At 63.4% G+C, this 14,982-nt stretch carries 13 protein-coding genes; 5 read left to right on the top strand and 8 right to left on the bottom strand.

Annotated elements, in window-relative coordinates:
- The first annotated feature begins 547 nt into the window (after nt 1-547).
- The 3 genes from ercA (at nt 548) to DM872_RS11420 (ending at nt 5,218) form a co-directional block, all read left to right on the top strand.
- On the top strand, nt 548-1,711 hold the full coding sequence (gene ercA / locus DM872_RS11430; RefSeq protein WP_179059602.1) for an alcohol dehydrogenase-like regulatory protein ErcA: 1,164 nt from the start codon (nt 548-550) through the stop codon (nt 1,709-1,711).
- Complete coding sequence (locus DM872_RS11425; RefSeq protein WP_179059601.1) at nt 1,695-3,032, top strand: hybrid sensor histidine kinase/response regulator; 1,338 nt, start codon at nt 1,695-1,697, stop codon at nt 3,030-3,032. The genes ercA and DM872_RS11425 overlap by 17 nt, the downstream gene beginning before the upstream one ends.
- A 437-nt stretch (nt 3,033-3,469) precedes the next feature.
- The gene (locus DM872_RS11420; RefSeq protein ID WP_179059600.1) at nt 3,470-5,218 is read left to right on the top strand and encodes an ABC transporter ATP-binding protein/permease; all 1,749 of its coding nucleotides are present in this window, start codon (nt 3,470-3,472) and stop codon (nt 5,216-5,218) included.
- Here the strand turns inward: DM872_RS11420 and DM872_RS11415 are convergent.
- Together DM872_RS11415 and pobA are read right to left on the bottom strand one after the other, a co-directional pair.
- Nucleotides 5,204-6,331, bottom strand: coding sequence for a glycoside hydrolase family 5 protein (locus tag DM872_RS11415; RefSeq protein ID WP_179059599.1), 1,128 nt, complete (start codon nt 6,329-6,331; stop codon nt 5,204-5,206). The genes DM872_RS11420 and DM872_RS11415 overlap by 15 nt on opposite strands.
- A gap of 233 nt (nt 6,332-6,564) precedes the next feature.
- Nucleotides 6,565-7,749 carry a 4-hydroxybenzoate 3-monooxygenase gene (pobA, locus tag DM872_RS11410; protein ID WP_179059598.1) on the bottom strand — a complete coding sequence of 395 codons (1,185 nt, stop codon included), beginning with the start codon at nt 7,747-7,749 and terminating at the stop codon, nt 6,565-6,567.
- A gap of 161 nt (nt 7,750-7,910) precedes the next feature.
- Between pobA and DM872_RS11405 the strand changes: the two genes are divergently transcribed.
- Entirely contained in the window at nt 7,911-8,780 is an 870-nt protein-coding gene (locus tag DM872_RS11405) for a helix-turn-helix domain-containing protein (protein ID WP_179059597.1), read from the top strand.
- Between the two features lie 192 nt (nt 8,781-8,972).
- Here DM872_RS11405 and DM872_RS11400 read toward each other — a convergent pair whose 3' ends face one another.
- The 6 genes from DM872_RS11400 to DM872_RS11375 form a co-directional block, all read right to left on the bottom strand.
- On the bottom strand, nt 8,973-9,485 hold the full coding sequence (locus tag DM872_RS11400; RefSeq protein WP_179059596.1) for a DoxX family protein: 513 nt from the start codon (nt 9,483-9,485) through the stop codon (nt 8,973-8,975).
- The gene (locus DM872_RS11395; protein ID WP_179059595.1) at nt 9,482-10,258 is read right to left on the bottom strand and encodes an HvfC/BufC N-terminal domain-containing protein; all 777 of its coding nucleotides are present in this window, start codon (nt 10,256-10,258) and stop codon (nt 9,482-9,484) included. The genes DM872_RS11400 and DM872_RS11395 overlap by 4 nt, the downstream gene beginning before the upstream one ends.
- Nucleotides 10,255-11,124 (bottom strand): MNIO family bufferin maturase, encoded by an 870-nt coding sequence (gene bufB / locus DM872_RS11390; RefSeq protein WP_179059594.1) that lies wholly within the window; start codon nt 11,122-11,124, stop codon nt 10,255-10,257. Before bufB ends, DM872_RS11395 begins: the two co-directional genes overlap by 4 nt.
- A 24-nt stretch (nt 11,125-11,148) precedes the next feature.
- On the bottom strand, nt 11,149-11,460 hold the full coding sequence (locus DM872_RS11385; protein WP_179059593.1) for a BufA1 family periplasmic bufferin-type metallophore: 312 nt from the start codon (nt 11,458-11,460) through the stop codon (nt 11,149-11,151).
- 181 nt (nt 11,461-11,641) lie between these two features.
- Nucleotides 11,642-12,277: an SCO family protein gene (locus DM872_RS11380; protein ID WP_179059592.1), complete on the bottom strand. Its 636-nt coding sequence runs from the start codon at nt 12,275-12,277 to the stop codon at nt 11,642-11,644.
- Nucleotides 12,274-14,127: a multicopper oxidase family protein gene (locus DM872_RS11375; RefSeq protein WP_179059591.1), complete on the bottom strand. Its 1,854-nt coding sequence runs from the start codon at nt 14,125-14,127 to the stop codon at nt 12,274-12,276. The genes DM872_RS11380 and DM872_RS11375 overlap by 4 nt, the downstream gene beginning before the upstream one ends.
- Nucleotides 14,128-14,494: 367 nt before the next feature.
- Between DM872_RS11375 and DM872_RS11370 the strand changes: the two genes are divergently transcribed.
- Nucleotides 14,495-14,941: a hypothetical protein gene (locus DM872_RS11370; protein WP_179059590.1), complete on the top strand. Its 447-nt coding sequence runs from the start codon at nt 14,495-14,497 to the stop codon at nt 14,939-14,941.
- Nucleotides 14,942-14,982: the final 41 nt, after the last annotated feature.

Raw genomic sequence — 14,982 nt, 5'->3', positions numbered from 1 at the left:
GCGATTGAAATCGCCCCCACAACCAGCCCTAGGCGGCGCCGAGCTCGCAATTGGCTTTCCTGTAGGGGCGAATTCATTCGCCAAGGGCGGCGCAGCTGCCCCCTGAGAGGCAGAGGGGCGAACCTGCGGTTCGCTTGGCGATTGAAATCGCCCCCACAATTAGCCCCAGGCGACGCTGAGCTCGCAATTGGTTTTCCTGTAGGGGCGAATTCATTAGCCAAGGGCGGCGAAGCTGCCCCTGGAAGGCAGCGGGGCGAACCTGCGGTCCGCTTGGCGATTGAAATCGCCCCCACAACCAGCCCCAGGCGGCGCCGAGCTCGCAATTGATTTTCCTGTGGGGGCGAATTCATTCGCCAAGGGCAGCGAAGCTGTCCCTGGAAGGCAGCGGGGCGAACCTGCGGTCCGCTTGGCGATTGAAATCGCCCCTACAACCGCTAGGAAGGATGGAATCGGGGCTTAGGAAAGCTCCCAAGGTCTGATTGAAAAGCCCCGTGAATCCAGTAGGCTGGGTCCTACTCACCGCATAACTACAAGAAAGAGCCGTTTGATGCGTCACGATATCAGCTCGCTTCGCAAGTTCGTTTCTCCCGAGATCATTTTCGGCGCCGGCTGCCGGCACAATGTCGGCAATTACGCCAGTACCTTCGGCGCACGCAAGGTGCTGGTGGTGTCCGACCCCGGCGTGCAAGCCGCGGGCTGGGTCGCTGATGTGGAGGCCAGCCTGCAGGCCCAGGGCATCGATCATTGCCTCTACACTCAGGTATCGCCCAACCCACGCGTCGAAGAGGTGATGGAGGGGGCCGACTTCTACCGCACCATGGGCTGCAACGTGATCGTCGCCGTGGGGGGCGGCAGCCCGATGGATTGCGCCAAGGGCATCGGCATCGTGGTTGCCCATGGCCGCAGCATTCTCGAATTCGAAGGTGTGGACACCCTCACGGTGCCCAGCCCGCCGCTGATCCTGATCCCGACCACCGCCGGCACTTCGGCCGACGTTTCGCAGTTCGTGATCATTTCCAACCAGCAGGAGCGGATGAAGTTCTCCATCGTCAGCAAGGCGGTGGTACCCGACGTGTCGCTGATCGACCCGGAAACGACCCTGAGCATGGACCCGTTCCTCTCTGCCTGTACCGGCATCGACGCCCTGGTTCATGCCATCGAGGCCTTCGTTTCCACAGGGCACGGTCCGCTCACCGACCCCCATGCGCTGGAAGCCATGCGCCTGATCAACGGCAATCTGGTGGCGATGATCGCCAATCCCCAGGACATCGCCCTGCGCGAGAAGATCATGCTCGGCAGCATGCAGGCCGGGCTGGCCTTCTCCAACGCGATCCTCGGCGCCGTGCATGCCATGTCCCATAGCCTTGGCGGCTTCCTCGACCTGCCGCACGGCTTGTGCAACGCGGCGCTGGTCGAGCACGTGGTGGCCTTCAACTACAGCGCCGCACCGGAGCGCTTCAAAGTGATCGCCGAGACCTTCGGCATCGATTGCCGTGGCCTGACGCAGAATCAGGTACGCCAGCGCCTGGTGGAGCACCTGGTGACCCTGAAGCGCGCGGTGGGCTTCCATGAGACCCTCAGCCTGCATGGCGTTGGTACATCGGACATTCCCTTCCTCTCTCGTCACGCCATGGACGATCCCTGCATCCTCACCAACCCGCGCGAGTCCAGTCAGCGGGATGTCGAGGTGGTGTATGCCGAGGCCCTCTGACGACCCGCGCGATGCGCTGACCGGGCTGCTTGGCCTGGGCAGTCACTCCGCGCGCAAGAGCCATTACCCCGAGCTGCTGGCGCGCCTGGAAGAGCTGGAGGCCGAGCGCAACCGCTACCAGACCCTTAACGATGAACTTGAGCAACGCGTGCTGGACCGCACCCGCGAACTCCAGGCGCTGAACGAACAGTTGCGCGAGGCCCGCGATGCGGCCGAGGCGGCCAACCTGAGCAAGGACAAGTACCTGGCTGCGGCCAGCCACGATCTGCTGCAACCGCTGAACGCTGCGCGCTTGCTGGTTTCCACCCTGCGCGAGCGCGAGTTGCCGGCGCCTGAGCAAAAACTGGTGGAGCGCACCCACCAGGCCCTGGAAGGGGCCGAGGACCTGCTGACCGACCTGCTGGATATTTCCAAGCTGGACCAGGCCGCGATCAAGCCGGATGTGGACGTCTACCAACTGGACGAGGTGCTGGGCCCGTTGGCCTCGGAGTTCGAGAGCGTCGCCGAAGCCGCCGGATTGGCGCTGCGTGTGCGCATTCCGCGCCTGAGTATCAGTACGGACTTCCGCCTGCTTACGCGCATCCTGCGTAATTTCCTCAGCAATGCCTGCCGTTACACCGAGCGCGGACGCATCCTGCTCGGGGCAAGGCGTCGGGGCGATCGGCTGCGACTGGAAGTGTGGGACAGCGGTCGTGGCATTCCGGAGGACAAGCTGCAGGCGATCTTCCTGGAGTTCAACCAGCTGGATGTGGGGCGTGCTGCGGAACGCAAGGGCGTTGGGCTCGGTCTGGCGATCGTCGACCGGATTGCCAGCATGCTGGCGTATCGCGTTGAGGTGAGATCGCAATTGGGGCGAGGCTCGGTGTTCAGTATCGAAGTGCCATTGGCCACGTCGCAGCCTGAAACGAGAGCCCTGGTGGAGCCACGCTCCGTAACCGGCGATCCACTGCCCGGTCAGCGCCTGTTGGTCGTGGATAACGAACCCGACATTCTCGAAAGCATGTCGGCGCTGCTGGGGCAGTGGGGCTGCGAAGTGCTGACCGCCACTGACCTGGCCACCGCCCAGAAGGTGCTGGAAGATCAGGCCCCGGACCTGATCCTGGTCGACTATCACCTGGACCACGGCATGGTCGGTTGCGATGTGATTCTGGCCCTTCGCCAACGCTTCGCGCGGCAAGTACCGGCAGTGATCATCACCGCTGACCGCAGTGACCAGTGCCGACGAAAGCTGCAGAGCCTCGGCGTGCCGTTGCTGAACAAACCAGTCAAGCCGGGCAAGCTGAGGGCGGTGATCAGCCAACTGATCGGCAGCGCCGGCTGAAGCGGCGGCCCATCCGGCAGGTCCGTCGATCCACCTTTTTCGGCCAGAGGCGCTCGACGGTCTGGAAAAAAACGGTGGATCAGATTCCGTGTGCTTGAATCAACCTTACCGGCGTTGCCATGCAACGAGGCCGACGAGCCGAGATCGGATGGTCTGTCCTCGTTTGTCCCTGCGTTGCAGCCACGCCCCGCGGCAGACCCTCGCCGAGAGCCAACCATCGGCAGGGCAGACAACGCGCTCCCCGGAGTTCGCTGAGCAACCTGAGGCCACGGCCTCGAGCAGCAGGGGGTCAGATGATGCTTCGTATGCTGAACAGGGCGGCAACACAGGCTCGCCCGCGATGGGGAAAAGGCTGCGTCGCCTGTGCGCAGCGCAAGGGGGGGCCTGACTCTTCCGGGTCGCCTGTTCGTTTTTTCTCTGAATCGAGTGGCAGCTAGATGTCCCGGCCGGCGGCAAGGTCGCGCTGGCAGTTCCTGCATCTGGTCATGCCGTACTGGGACTCAGCCGAGAAATGGAAGGCGCGTGGCTATACCATCGCGCTGCTGCTGCTCACCCTGGCCCAGGTCGGGCTGGTGATCTGGACCAACTACTGGAACCGCGCACTGTTCGATGCCCTGGAGGCCCGGTCGCTGAATCGTCTGCTGATGCAGATCGGCACCTTTGTGGTGATCCTCCTGCTGACGGTAGGCGTCACGGCGATGCACATGCGGGTCAAGCGCTGGTTGCAGCTGGACTGGCGGCGGTGGCTGACAGAACGACTCATCGACAAGTGGATGGCGCGTGGGCATCACTACCAACTGCAGCAAACCCATGGCGAGCATGACAACCCCGACGGGCGCATCGCCGAAGACATCCACGTCGTGACCGAAAGCGCGATTTCGCTGACCCATTCGCTGGTCTACTCGCTGCTGATCCTAAGCACCTTCGCCAACATCCTGCTGACGGTCACCGGCAGCGTGCAGTTCCCCGGAACTGGCCTGATGGTTCCGGGCTACATGCTGATCCTGGCGGTGGCCTACGCCGGTGCCGGCACAGTGTTCGGCATGCTGCTCGGGCGCCCGCTGATCCGGGCCACCAACAAGTTGCAATCGGCGGAAGCGGACTTCCGTTTCGGGCTGGCCCATGCACGGGAAAGCTCCGAGTCCATTGCACTGATGCAGGGCGAGGAAGCGGAGCGCCGGAGTTCGACGAGCCACTTCGCTGAACTGGGGCACCGCTGGTCTCGGCAGACCAAGGCCTACCTCGGCATCGTGTCGTTCTCGTCGGGCTATGGCGTGCTGCTGCCGGTATTCCCGATCCTCGTCATGGCGCCCCAGTTCATTTCCGGCGCCATGACCCTGGGCGTCCTGATGCAGGCCGCGCAGGCATTCCACCAACTGACCTCGGCGCTGTCATGGCCGATCGACAACCTGGCCGAACTGGCGCGTTGGCGAGCGTCGGCCGACCGTGTCATTAGCCTCTACAACGACCTGCAGGACCTGGAAGACCAGGACGCCCAGCCGCAGCACCGGATTTGCCTGGCGCAGTCGCAGCAGGCGGAAATCGTGCTGCGCGACCTGTGCATTGCAAACCCTGACGGGCAGGTCCTGATCGAGGGACTCAACGTCGTGATCCAACGTGGCGAGCGGGTGCTGATCTCAGGTGATCCGGCGGTCACCATTGGCCTCTTCAAGGTGCTCGCGGGGTTGTGGCCATGGGGGCATGGGGAGGTCTGGCTGCCGGCGGGCGCGGCCATCTACTTCCTGCCGCAACGTCCCTTCCTGCCGGTCGGCAGCCTGTGCGCGGTGTTGAGCTACCCGCAGCCCGCCGGCACTTTCGCTACTGGCGCCATGCTGCATGCCCTGGAAAGCGCCGGCATCGCCTGGCTGGCCAAGCGAATGGAGGAGGTCGACAACTGGCAGAGCGTGTTGCCGCTACGTACGCAGCAGCGGTTGGCCATCGCCCGGTTGTTCCTGCAGCAGCCCCCCTGGGTGTTCATCGAAGAAGCGAGCAGTGCGTTCGAGACCCGGGACGAGGAAGACTTCATGGATTTGCTGCATCGCGAGCTGCCGGATTCGACGCTGCTGGCCATCAGCTTCCAGTCCGGGCTGGAGCGCCACTACCAACGCAGGCTCCGGCTCAATCACCTGCCGCAGGAGCCCCTGGTCGGCTATGGCACGCCACTGCGGGCGCTAAGAAAAAGTTGAGGGTAGCCAGCCGCGCTGGACGCATTCACGGAAGCACCAGGCGGGCGTGGTCTCAGTCTTATAACTCCAGAAGAACCAGCCCAGGTACTTCTCATAGGTCAGCAACTGCGCAGCGGCATAGCCGCGATAGGCCACGTCTTTCTGGAAGCTGTCCATGTTTTCCAGCGCGTGGTTGAACGGCCCTTCAGCCCATAGCGAGACGACTTTCAGGTCCAGTCCCAGGCTCCACTCGCCGCAATAGGCCGGGATGCCGAGGCGCTGGATGATTCCGTCAGCCTCGGTTTTCCACTGGCCGCTGGCCTTGTGGATGTGGGTATAGATATCGCTGTCGATGTCGCCACGCTCGAAGCATTGGTAGCGATGGATGTCGAACACCACGTTGGCGAATTCCGGTGGTTGCATGAAGCCGAGGTATTGCTCGTAGTCGCGAAAGCCGTCATGGAACACCACGCTGACCTTGTCGGCACTGCAGTGCTGGCGAATGCGCTGGTAGGCGTCCTGGTTGTAGCCCTTGAGGTAGTCGGTCGGCACATCCCAGCGGGGCTCGTTGAGGACCTCGATGGCATGCAGGGCGCTCTGGTCACGATAGCGTTCGGCGAGGCGCTCCAGCACCTTCAGCGAGTGCTCGCGATACTGCTCGTCGGTGTGCCATTCGCAGACATCCTTGATCCCGCCGTTATCGAAGCCGTTCTGGCAGCCAGGTGCGGCGTGCAGGTCCAGGACGATCCTGATCTGGAGTTCCGCTGCCCAGGCGAAGGCCTGGTCCAGCACCTCGATGCCGCCTTCGACGAAGGGGTGACGGCTCTCGCCGTACTTGGTGTGATAGGGGTAATCCGCACCGAAGATCCAGTGCCCCACGGGAATGCGCACCGCATTGATGCCGCGCTCATGCAGCCAGACGAAGTCTTCGCGGGTTATGAAACTGTTCCAGTGCTGCCGCAGCCTTTCCGGGGCGCGGGCCCCCATTTCGGCGCACCAGGTGGTTTCATCCGTCGCCTGTAGTCCTTCGAACAGACTGGGGGTCATCCATTTTTCCAGGACCAGCCAACCGCCCAGGTTCACGCCGCGCAATTTCTGGTGGGGGTGGGTATTGACGGGATTCTGCTGCGCCATGACTGCACTCCTTGGGTCTGCAGGACCGACTTCCGATTCTTGTGAATCGCCCTTGCAAGCCTAGGTCATGAGCGGGAGGCCGCCAGGCGCGTTGGTGACGACGCCAATTTCGGCTGGCTGGAGGTTGCAGTCGCACTTGTAGGAGCGAGCTTGCTCGCGAAGCTTTTGGGGCCGGGCCTTTCGCGAGCAAGCTCGCTCCTACACAAAGCAAAGCCATGGCGGCCGCTTTCGCTTTAGCCAATCGCCTCATAGGGCAGGCCCACATAGTTCTCCGCAATGGTCTTGCGACCGGCTTCGGAACCGACGTAGTAGTCCAGTTCGGTCTGTTGCATGCGGTGTCCGAAGGCGTCGGTTTCCGGGAAGCGGTGCAGCAGCGAGGTCATCCACCAGGAGAAGCGCTCGGCCTTCCAGATGCGCCGCAGGCAGATGGCCGAGTACTGCTCCAGCAGGTCGACGCGGTTCTCGGCATAGACCTTCACCAGGATGCGGAACAGGGTATTCACATCACTGGCTGCCAGGTTAAGGCCCTTGGCGCCGGTGGGTGGGACGATGTGGGCGGCATCGCCGAGCAGGAACAGGCGGCCGTACTGCATGGGCTCCACCACGAAGCTGCGCAGCGGGGCGATGCTTTTCTCGATGGAAGGGCCGGTGACCAGCTTCGCCGCGGTCTGCTCGGGCAGGCGGCTCTTCAACTCATCCCAGAAGCGCTCGTCGGACCAGTCTTCGACCTTTTCCTCGGCCGCCACCTGCACGTAGTAACGGGTGCGGGTAGGCGAACGCATGCTGCACAGGGCGAAGCCGCGCTCGTGATTGGCGTAGATCAGTTCGTCGTTGACCGGCGGGGTGTCCGCCAGCACGCCTAGCCAGCCGAAGGGGTAGACACGTTCGAACTCCTTGAGCACGCCGGCGGGAATGGACTTGCGCGAAACACCGTGGAAGCCGTCGCAGCCGGCGATGTAATCACAGTCGAGTCGCACGGCCTGGCCGTCCTGTTCGAAGGTCACGTAGGGTGCTGCGGATTTCAGGTCGTGGGGCTGGACGTTGGCCGCGTTGTAGACACTGCGCGCACCGCAGGCGGCGCGGGCCTCCATCAGGTCGCGGGTCACCTCGGTCTGGCCGTAGATCATCACGCTCTTGCCGCCGGTGAGCCCCTTGAGGTCGATGTGTTCGCACCGACCGTCGAAGGCCAGTTCGAAGCCGTCATGTACCAGCCCCTCGCGATCCATGCGCTCGCTGACGCCGGCTTCGCGCAGCAGGTCGACCATGCCCTGTTCCAGTACCCCGGCGCGGATGCGGCCAAGCACGTAGTCCGGGCTCTGGCGTTCGATGATGACGTTGTCGATACCGGCGTTGTGCAGCAACTGGCCGAGGAGCAGGCCGGACGGGCCGGCGCCGATGATGGCGACCTGAGTCTTCATTGTTGTTGTCCTCTCGTAGGATTGCGGTGGCCGGCGCAAGGCAGTGGCGGCTCACCTCTTGTTATGGTCCGCCTGTATTTTTTGTGGATGGGCATTGGCTTTGAAGGCAATATCCAAGGTCATTCATGGACTTTTCATGGATTGATGTCATTGGAGGTTCGATGATCGAACAGACCCATTCCCCCGTCCCGGTGTTCAAGCTCTACGGCGAGACGGCTGCCTGGCCGACGCCGGACCTGATCCATTGGGAATCGATCGAGTCGCGCAGCCGCCTGCATGAATGGGAGATCAAGCCGCACCAGCATGGCGACCTGGTGCAGCTGCTCTACGTGCGCTCTGGTCGCGCGGAGCTGGAAGTGGAGGGGCGGGTGAACCGGGTCGACTGCGCGTCGCTACAAGTGGTGCCGGCGCTCTGCGTGCATGGTTTTCGTTTTTCCAACGATGTCGACGGCCATGTGCTCACTCTGGCGTTGCCTCTGGTGGAGCAAGTGGCGGGGCTTCTCGACAGCAATGCGCTGCTGGCACCGGCCTGCTTCGCCGCCGGCGACAGCCAGCCTTACCTGGACACCTTGTTCGAAGCCATCAGCCGCGAGTACGCCCAAGCGGCGCCGGGGCGCGAGCTGATGCTGCAGTCCCTGATCAGTGTGCTGCTGGTGTGGATCGGCCGTCGCTCGTTGGCCCTGTCCCAGGCCGAAGCCCAGCATCAGGATCGCGGGCGGCTGCACCTGCAGGAGTTCGCCCGGTTGCTGGAGAAGCACTTCCGCGAACACCTGCCCATCGAGCATTACGCCCAGCGCCTGGGGATCAGCGCCGCTCACCTCAACGCCCTGTGCCGACGCCTGGCCGGGCAGTCGGCGCTGCAGATGATCAACCAGCGGCTGCTGCTGGAGGCCAAGCGCTGCCTGGTCTACACCGCGATGACCATCAACCAGGTGTCGGACAGCCTGGGCTTCTCCGAGCCGGCCTATTTCTCGCGATTCTTCAAACGAGGAACGGGGCAGTCGCCGAAGGAGTTCCGCATTTCCCGCTGATGCTCGCTCCTACAGGATTAGGTTGGGTGTGGTAGGCCTGATTTTGGCGCGGTTGGCAACAGATCCTTGTGGGGGCGAATTCATTCGCTAAGGGCAGCGCCGCTGCCCCGCTGGGAGGTCGAAGGGCGAACCTGCGGTCCGCATAGCGATTGAAATCGCCCCCACAGAAAAAGAAAGGATTCGTCCCGGCTGTCAGTCTTGATACCGCCGCGCGATCAGGTGATCGATGGAAATCACCCCGGGTCCCTGGCTGACCAGCAGCATCAGGCAGGCAGCCCAGACGCCGTGGGTGGGATAGGCGTCGGGATAGACGAAGGTCTGGATCACCAGCGTCATGCCCAGCAGGGTCAGGGCGGAAAAACGTGTGGCCAGGCCGAGCAGGATCAGCAGCGGGAAGAAGTGCTCCGCGAATGCCGCCATGTGGGCGGCCAGCTCTGGCGAGAGAAAGGGCAGTTTGTACTCATCCGCGAACAGCGGGATGGCCGAAGCGGAGAGGTGCGGAACACCCAGCTGGAAGGTACCGTCCACCAGGTCGATGGCCAGGCCTTCCACCTTCGTCTGCCCGGATTTCCAGAAGATCGCGGCGATGGAGAAGCGCGCGACGAAGGCCACCAGGCTGTAGGGAATCCGCTTGCACAGTTCGATGGCCTGGACCACCAGTTTGGCGGGCAGGTGGCTGTAGTGGATCTGGATGGTGGCGTTCATGGCATCTGACTCCCGCTGTGGAAGGTGAACCGGGTGATGGCACCGCCCGCCAGCAGGCGGGCGAGGGTGGAGCCGAGGTCGAACGCGGTATCGACGGCGAGCGCGGCGCCCACGGCCGAAGCGAGGGGACTGCCCGCGCCCAGTGCCTGGATGAAGGCAGTGGCACCGAAGCTGATGCGGTTGACCTGTACCTCCAGGCCATTGCGCAGCACCAGTGCACATTCGGGCTGGTTGGGGTCGACTTCGGTGAGCTCGAGCAATCCCTGGTGGGCGGCCCAGAGCGAGGTGATGGCGAAGTCGGAGCTGATCACCGCCACTGACGGGTGCAGCCAGAGCTGCATGCCGGGCAGCATCTGCGGATCGGCCAGGACATCGGCAAGGCCGGCGGTGCCCAGGGGGGGCAGGTCGGCGGCGTGGTAGGCATGCACCTGTGCCAGTTCCAGTCGCGCCACGTCCGCCAGATACGGCAGATTGGCCGCCGGTGGGAATGCTGCGATGAAGGCAGGGAAGTCCTCACCGTAGAAGGCCAGCAGCGGTGAACGAGGGGGTGTGGCTTGCACGTGCAAGCGCGCCATTCCGGCAAAGAACGCCTCTCCCACCAGTTGCTTCACCACTGGAAAGGTGTCTCCCAGCGCGTTGATCAGCGACGCCAGCACGTTGTTGCGATAGACCGCAAAACGCCGCATCGGATCAGAGCCGTTCCACGTCCGCAGGCCGGGTGGGCAGTCGGGATTGGCGGTGAGCAGGGCGGAGGCGAAGGCTTCGTCGTTCATGCAGGCAGCTCCCGTCTCAGCCGTCGCTCGGCACGATCTGCCTCGCGAACCAGCGCGTCGAGGGCGGGAATGTCGTTGTCCCGCTCGATCAGCGTCGGCAAGGGGCCGAGGCGCTCCAGTGTTTCGTCGTAGAGGGCCCAGACCGCGTCATCGACGGCCGATCCGTGATGGTCGATCAGCAGGCGCGCACCGTCGGCATCGCAATCCTCGGCGAACCCCGCCAGGTGGATTTCGCCGACCGCATGCAGGGGCAGGGCATTGACGTAAGCGCGGACGTCGCGATTGTGGTTGGTGCAGGACACATAGGCATTGTTCAGGTCCAGCAGCAGGCCGCAGCCCGTACGTTTCACGACTTCACTGATGAACTCGGCCTCGTCCAGGCAGGAGTCGCTGAACTCCAGGTAGGTGGCCGGATTTTCCAGCAGCATCGGTCGTTGCAGCTGCTCCTGGACCTGATCGATGTGCGCGCAGACCCGTTCCAGGCTGGCCTGGTCGTAGGCCAGTGGTAGCAGGTCGTTGAAGAAGAAATCGCCATGGGTCGACCAGGCCAGGTGTTCGGAGAACGAGGCCGGCTCATAGCGACGGAGGAGCACGGCCAGGCGGTCGAGATGGGCTTTGTCCAGCGGCTGGTCGGCACCGATGGACAGGCCGACGCCGTGGATGGAGAGGGGATAATCCTCGCGGATCAAACCCAGGTAATGGTGGAAGGGGCCACCGTCCACCATGTAGTTCTCGGCATGGATTTCAAGGAAGCCGACGGCCGGCCGGGATTCGAGCAGGTCCCGGTGGTGCTGGGACTTCAGCCCGATCCCGGCCCGCGCCGGCAAGCAGCTGGCAAGAGCAGGTGGCAGTGAAGACAGGGTCATGGCGCGCGCTCCTGCCGGCTCGGGTCAGCTCTTCTTCTCTTCCTTGAAGGCCTGCAACTGGCCATTGCCGGTGGGCGAAGAGGGGGACGCCGTCTTCTCGCAAGTGCCGGTGGGGACGTACTTCCAGGCGTTGCCCTGGTAATCCATCTTGGCGGTGCCCGCGCAGGACGTGCCGGCGCCGGCAGCGCAGTCGTTCTTGCCTTTCATGGCGACGCCGAAGCATTTCTCGTTGTCGGCGGCCTGGGCAGTCATAGGCGCCATGGCCAGGCCAAGGGCAGTACTCAGGGCAAGGGCGAGACCGGTTGCGGATACGACACTGGCAGTCGGGGTTTTCATGGTTGTTCTCTCCGTTTCTGATGGGTCGATAGGGCTGGGCGCCCAAGGCGATGGGGGTCCCGGACTTGTTGGGTGCCGGAATCACCGCCTTCGAAAAAGGAGAGTTTGGACGACGAGCAGCGTTACATCCCGACGAGAAGTTTTTTCTTGAACAACTCGCTGGCTACGTTGCGCGGCCGTCTCAGGTCGGTACGGCTGCATCCTTGTAAGCCGTCGCCACCATTGCCGTATCCACGTGGTTGATGGTGGCAATGATGCGTTCGGCGTCGCACAGGGCCGGCGCCATGGCCCAGCGGTTGGTACGGTCGTTGCCGATGCGGAGCATGCCGATGTGGTTGGCGAGATTGCCGTCGACCTCCGGCACGGGGTCGTAGAAGCCCAGGCTGTAGCGCAGGCGACGGATATCCGCTTCCTTGCCGGTGAGGAACAGCCAGCCCGGTCGTACGCCCTGGCGTTCGGCGTAGTCCCTGAGTACGTCGGCGGTATCCAGCGCCGGTTGCAGGCTAATGGAGTAGAGGAATACATCGCGCCCCAAGCGCTCGCCGAGCAGGATCTGGAGTCTGCGCAGGTTGGCGATCATGGCTGGGCAACTGCCTTCGCACTGGACGTACATCATGTTGATCGCCACCACCTTGCCGCGCACCAGTTCGTCGTAGAAATGCATCTGGCGGCCGTCATGGGCCTGCACAGGAACATTGGGGAAGCGGCCGTCGGACTTGCGCGCCGTCGATTGCGATGTTGGGGCAAGGCTATAACCCAGGGCGCCGCCAAGCGCGGCCAAGCCCAGCCCGCCGATTACCATGCGTCGAGTGTTCATGTGCGGCCTCCCGGGAGCGGCGATTCATTGCGTGCCATGCCGCTGCCGCTGGGCGATGGTCCACTGGTATCCAGTTCGATATCCCAGCGAGCCATCATGGCGTGGTCTTCGTGGATCAGGTTGTGGCAATGCAGGGCGTACTTGCCAAGGAAGTCGCGGAAGCGCAGGAACACCCGGACCGTCATGTCCTCGCCTATCACGTAGACATCCTTGCGTCCCTGCTCATGGAGCGGAATCGGCACGGCGCGACCCAGTACCGTCTTGCTGATGATGCGACCTTCCTCGAAGTGGACATGGATGGGGTGGTCCCAGCCATCCTCGGGATTGATGAACTCCCAGATTTCGGCGCTGCCCTGGCGTATGCGGGCGTTGATCTGGTTGGGGTCGAAGAAACGCTCGTTGATGGACCACAGGCCCTTGTCGCGGTCGAACACCCAGCGTCGTAAGGGTGCCGCGGCGATCTCGTCGGCAGTGACAGGGCGAAGCTCGCGGAGGCTGTCGGGTACCTGACTGATGTCGGCTTCGAGGGGCATGCGATCGACGATGAACTTGAGCACCTGCACGCCGGGCCTGCGCACATCCTTGGGCTGCCGGGTGTCTTCGGCCTTGTGTGTGAGGCGGTTGACCAGATAGAGCTCGGTTCCCAGCGGGTAGGCGGAGAAGTCCACCACGATGTCGCCGCGCTCGGCCACAGCCAGCCGGACCCGCGTCTGATCGCGCAAGGGCGCGGGCAGCAGGTTGCCGTCATTGGCGATGTAGGTGAAGCGCTGGTCGCGGCCGCGGCGATCCACCAGGTAGAACTCGTAGAAACGGCTTGGTCCCGTATTGAGCAGACGCAGGCGATATTTGCGGGCGGCGACGCGTAGTACGGGTTCGATGATGCCGTTGACGGTGATCTTGTCGCCCAGTACGCCCTCCGGGCTGACCTGATCCCAGAACAGGGTGCCGTCGGGGGCGAAACGTTTGTCGCCGAAGGCCAGCGGATAGTCATGGGGATGGCTCGGCAGACGCAGCGCTCCTGGATTGGGATCGTGCTCGTCGCCGGAGTCGAGGTCATCGAACAGCAGATAGAAACCCAGCAGTCCCTTGTAGATGTTGGGCGCCGTGAAGTCCATTGTGTGGTCATGGTAGAAGAGCGTGCCCAGCGCCTCACGCGGGTCGCCGACACCGTTCTGGAACTCGTCGAAGCCGGCGTAGATGTTGCCGTACAGGTGGTCGAGGAATTCCCCGGGAGCGGCAAGGGTCGGTCCGGCCTTGGTGGCGCTGTAGAAGTCGCCGGGGAAGCCGTCGCTTTCCGATCCTGTGTGGGCGTTGTGCAGGTGGGTGGCGATTTCCGGCGAGCCGAATCCCTGGTGGTCGGCGGGCAAGCCATTGCGGATACGCACAACGATGGGCTCGCCATAGCGCGCGAAGATCACCGGTCCTGGCGTCATGGCTTCCGCCTCATTGCCCTGGAATCCCCAGATCGGCTGACGCGGGTAGGCTTCATTGAAGAGCCATTGCGGGTTTTCCCGTGCCGTCAGTTCGTAGGTCGTCCCGTAGGCCAGTTCGGCCCAGCGCTGATGCGCCGCTCGGCCGGCCTCTCCGGCTGAACCATTGGCCTGCTCGGTGGGGGCGGGAGACAGGAGTACGGGGGCGAGTGGAGTGATCCGTTCCGGTAATTCGAGGGTCCAGGGAATGGTGGGCGGGCTGGGCGGGATGACCGGAATGACCTCTTCGCCTTCATCGTCGCTGGCCAGGCTGCCAAGCGGGCGCCCGATGAAGGGGACCGCCACTGCAGCCGAGGCGAACTTGAGGAAGGTTCTGCGGGAATCGCCGGACGCCGAGTGGATGGGGTAGGGCCTGCTCATGAGACGCCTCCTCCCGCAGGAATTCATTTTTGGGTCGGGACAGAAGATCCGAGTGGACTTCCGTGTCGGTATAAAGGGGCGGGATCTCCGTCAATGTTCTGGCAATCCATGACGATATCACCGTGAAATCGCGCGCAGTCAAAATAATGACAATCGGCTGGGCAGGTGTTGTGGATCGCGGCCTGAATGCGCTTCGTCGCGTCTCTGGCCCTCCTGTCAAAGCCAGGCTGGCGGCGTCTTGACTCCTGTTCCCCGGTCACGAAACTCAGGCGGCAGGGGTGGGAAAAAAATACCGAGATGCCAACAACCGACCCCAAACCAGCAATCCTGGAAACGATGACAATTGCTTCGGCTAGGGGAGGCAGTCATGTGTCATTCAGTGGAAGTCAGTGGGCTCTTCACCGCCGAAGGGAGCCGGCAACTCATCAACTACCCCGATGCCGATGCGGCACTGCCCATCCATGACCCGCAGCGTGGCGTGGTGTGGATTCCCTGGGGACGTCGGAGCCAGGAACACGGCGAACTCCCGGCCACAGGCTGGTTGCAGGGTGAGGGCGTGCTGCCCGAAGGCTGGGATCGTTTCAATCCGGCTTCGGTGCTCGCGCGGGTGGAGCGTTTCATGGAGATGACCCACGACGGAGAGCCGCGCTGGTTCGACATGGAGGACGGCAAATTGCTGCAGTGCGTGTTGCTGCGCCATGGCCACGAACAGCGGGTATACGTGGTCACCACCGAGTCACCGGACGAACAGCACCGCAGCTGGCCACTGACGCGCGGTCACCGGGGCAAGGGGCGGCTGGCGGCGCTTGTGTAGGGTGGATGACGCCTTTTTCATCCACCGGCGGCGTTGGTCCA

The organism is Pseudomonas taiwanensis (genome assembly GCF_013393345.1).
In the GTDB taxonomy this organism is placed as follows: domain Bacteria; phylum Pseudomonadota; class Gammaproteobacteria; order Pseudomonadales; family Pseudomonadaceae; genus Metapseudomonas; species Metapseudomonas resinovorans_C.
Note: the sequence above shows the minus strand (reverse complement) of the source record. Positions and strands in the feature narration are given on the sequence as shown.

Bases quoted from the DNA above. Each gene is read 5' to 3' on its own strand.
- ercA (WP_179059602.1), top strand. From the start codon at position 548: ATGCGTCACGATATCAGCTCGCTTCGCAAGTTCGTTTCTCCCGAGATC.
- DM872_RS11425 (WP_179059601.1), top strand. From the start codon at position 1,695: ATGCCGAGGCCCTCTGACGACCCGCGCGATGCGCTGACCGGGCTGCTT.
- DM872_RS11420 (WP_179059600.1), top strand. From the start codon at position 3,470: ATGTCCCGGCCGGCGGCAAGGTCGCGCTGGCAGTTCCTGCATCTGGTC.
- DM872_RS11415 (WP_179059599.1), bottom strand. From the start codon at position 6,331: ATGGCGCAGCAGAATCCCGTCAATACCCACCCCCACCAGAAATTGCGC.
- pobA (WP_179059598.1), bottom strand. From the start codon at position 7,749: ATGAAGACTCAGGTCGCCATCATCGGCGCCGGCCCGTCCGGCCTGCTC.
- DM872_RS11405 (WP_179059597.1), top strand. From the start codon at position 7,911: ATGATCGAACAGACCCATTCCCCCGTCCCGGTGTTCAAGCTCTACGGC.
- DM872_RS11400 (WP_179059596.1), bottom strand. From the start codon at position 9,485: ATGAACGCCACCATCCAGATCCACTACAGCCACCTGCCCGCCAAACTG.
- DM872_RS11395 (WP_179059595.1), bottom strand. From the start codon at position 10,258: ATGAACGACGAAGCCTTCGCCTCCGCCCTGCTCACCGCCAATCCCGAC.
- bufB (WP_179059594.1), bottom strand. From the start codon at position 11,124: ATGACCCTGTCTTCACTGCCACCTGCTCTTGCCAGCTGCTTGCCGGCG.
- DM872_RS11385 (WP_179059593.1), bottom strand. From the start codon at position 11,460: ATGAAAACCCCGACTGCCAGTGTCGTATCCGCAACCGGTCTCGCCCTT.
- DM872_RS11380 (WP_179059592.1), bottom strand. From the start codon at position 12,277: ATGAACACTCGACGCATGGTAATCGGCGGGCTGGGCTTGGCCGCGCTT.
- DM872_RS11375 (WP_179059591.1), bottom strand. From the start codon at position 14,127: ATGAGCAGGCCCTACCCCATCCACTCGGCGTCCGGCGATTCCCGCAGA.
- DM872_RS11370 (WP_179059590.1), top strand. From the start codon at position 14,495: ATGTGTCATTCAGTGGAAGTCAGTGGGCTCTTCACCGCCGAAGGGAGC.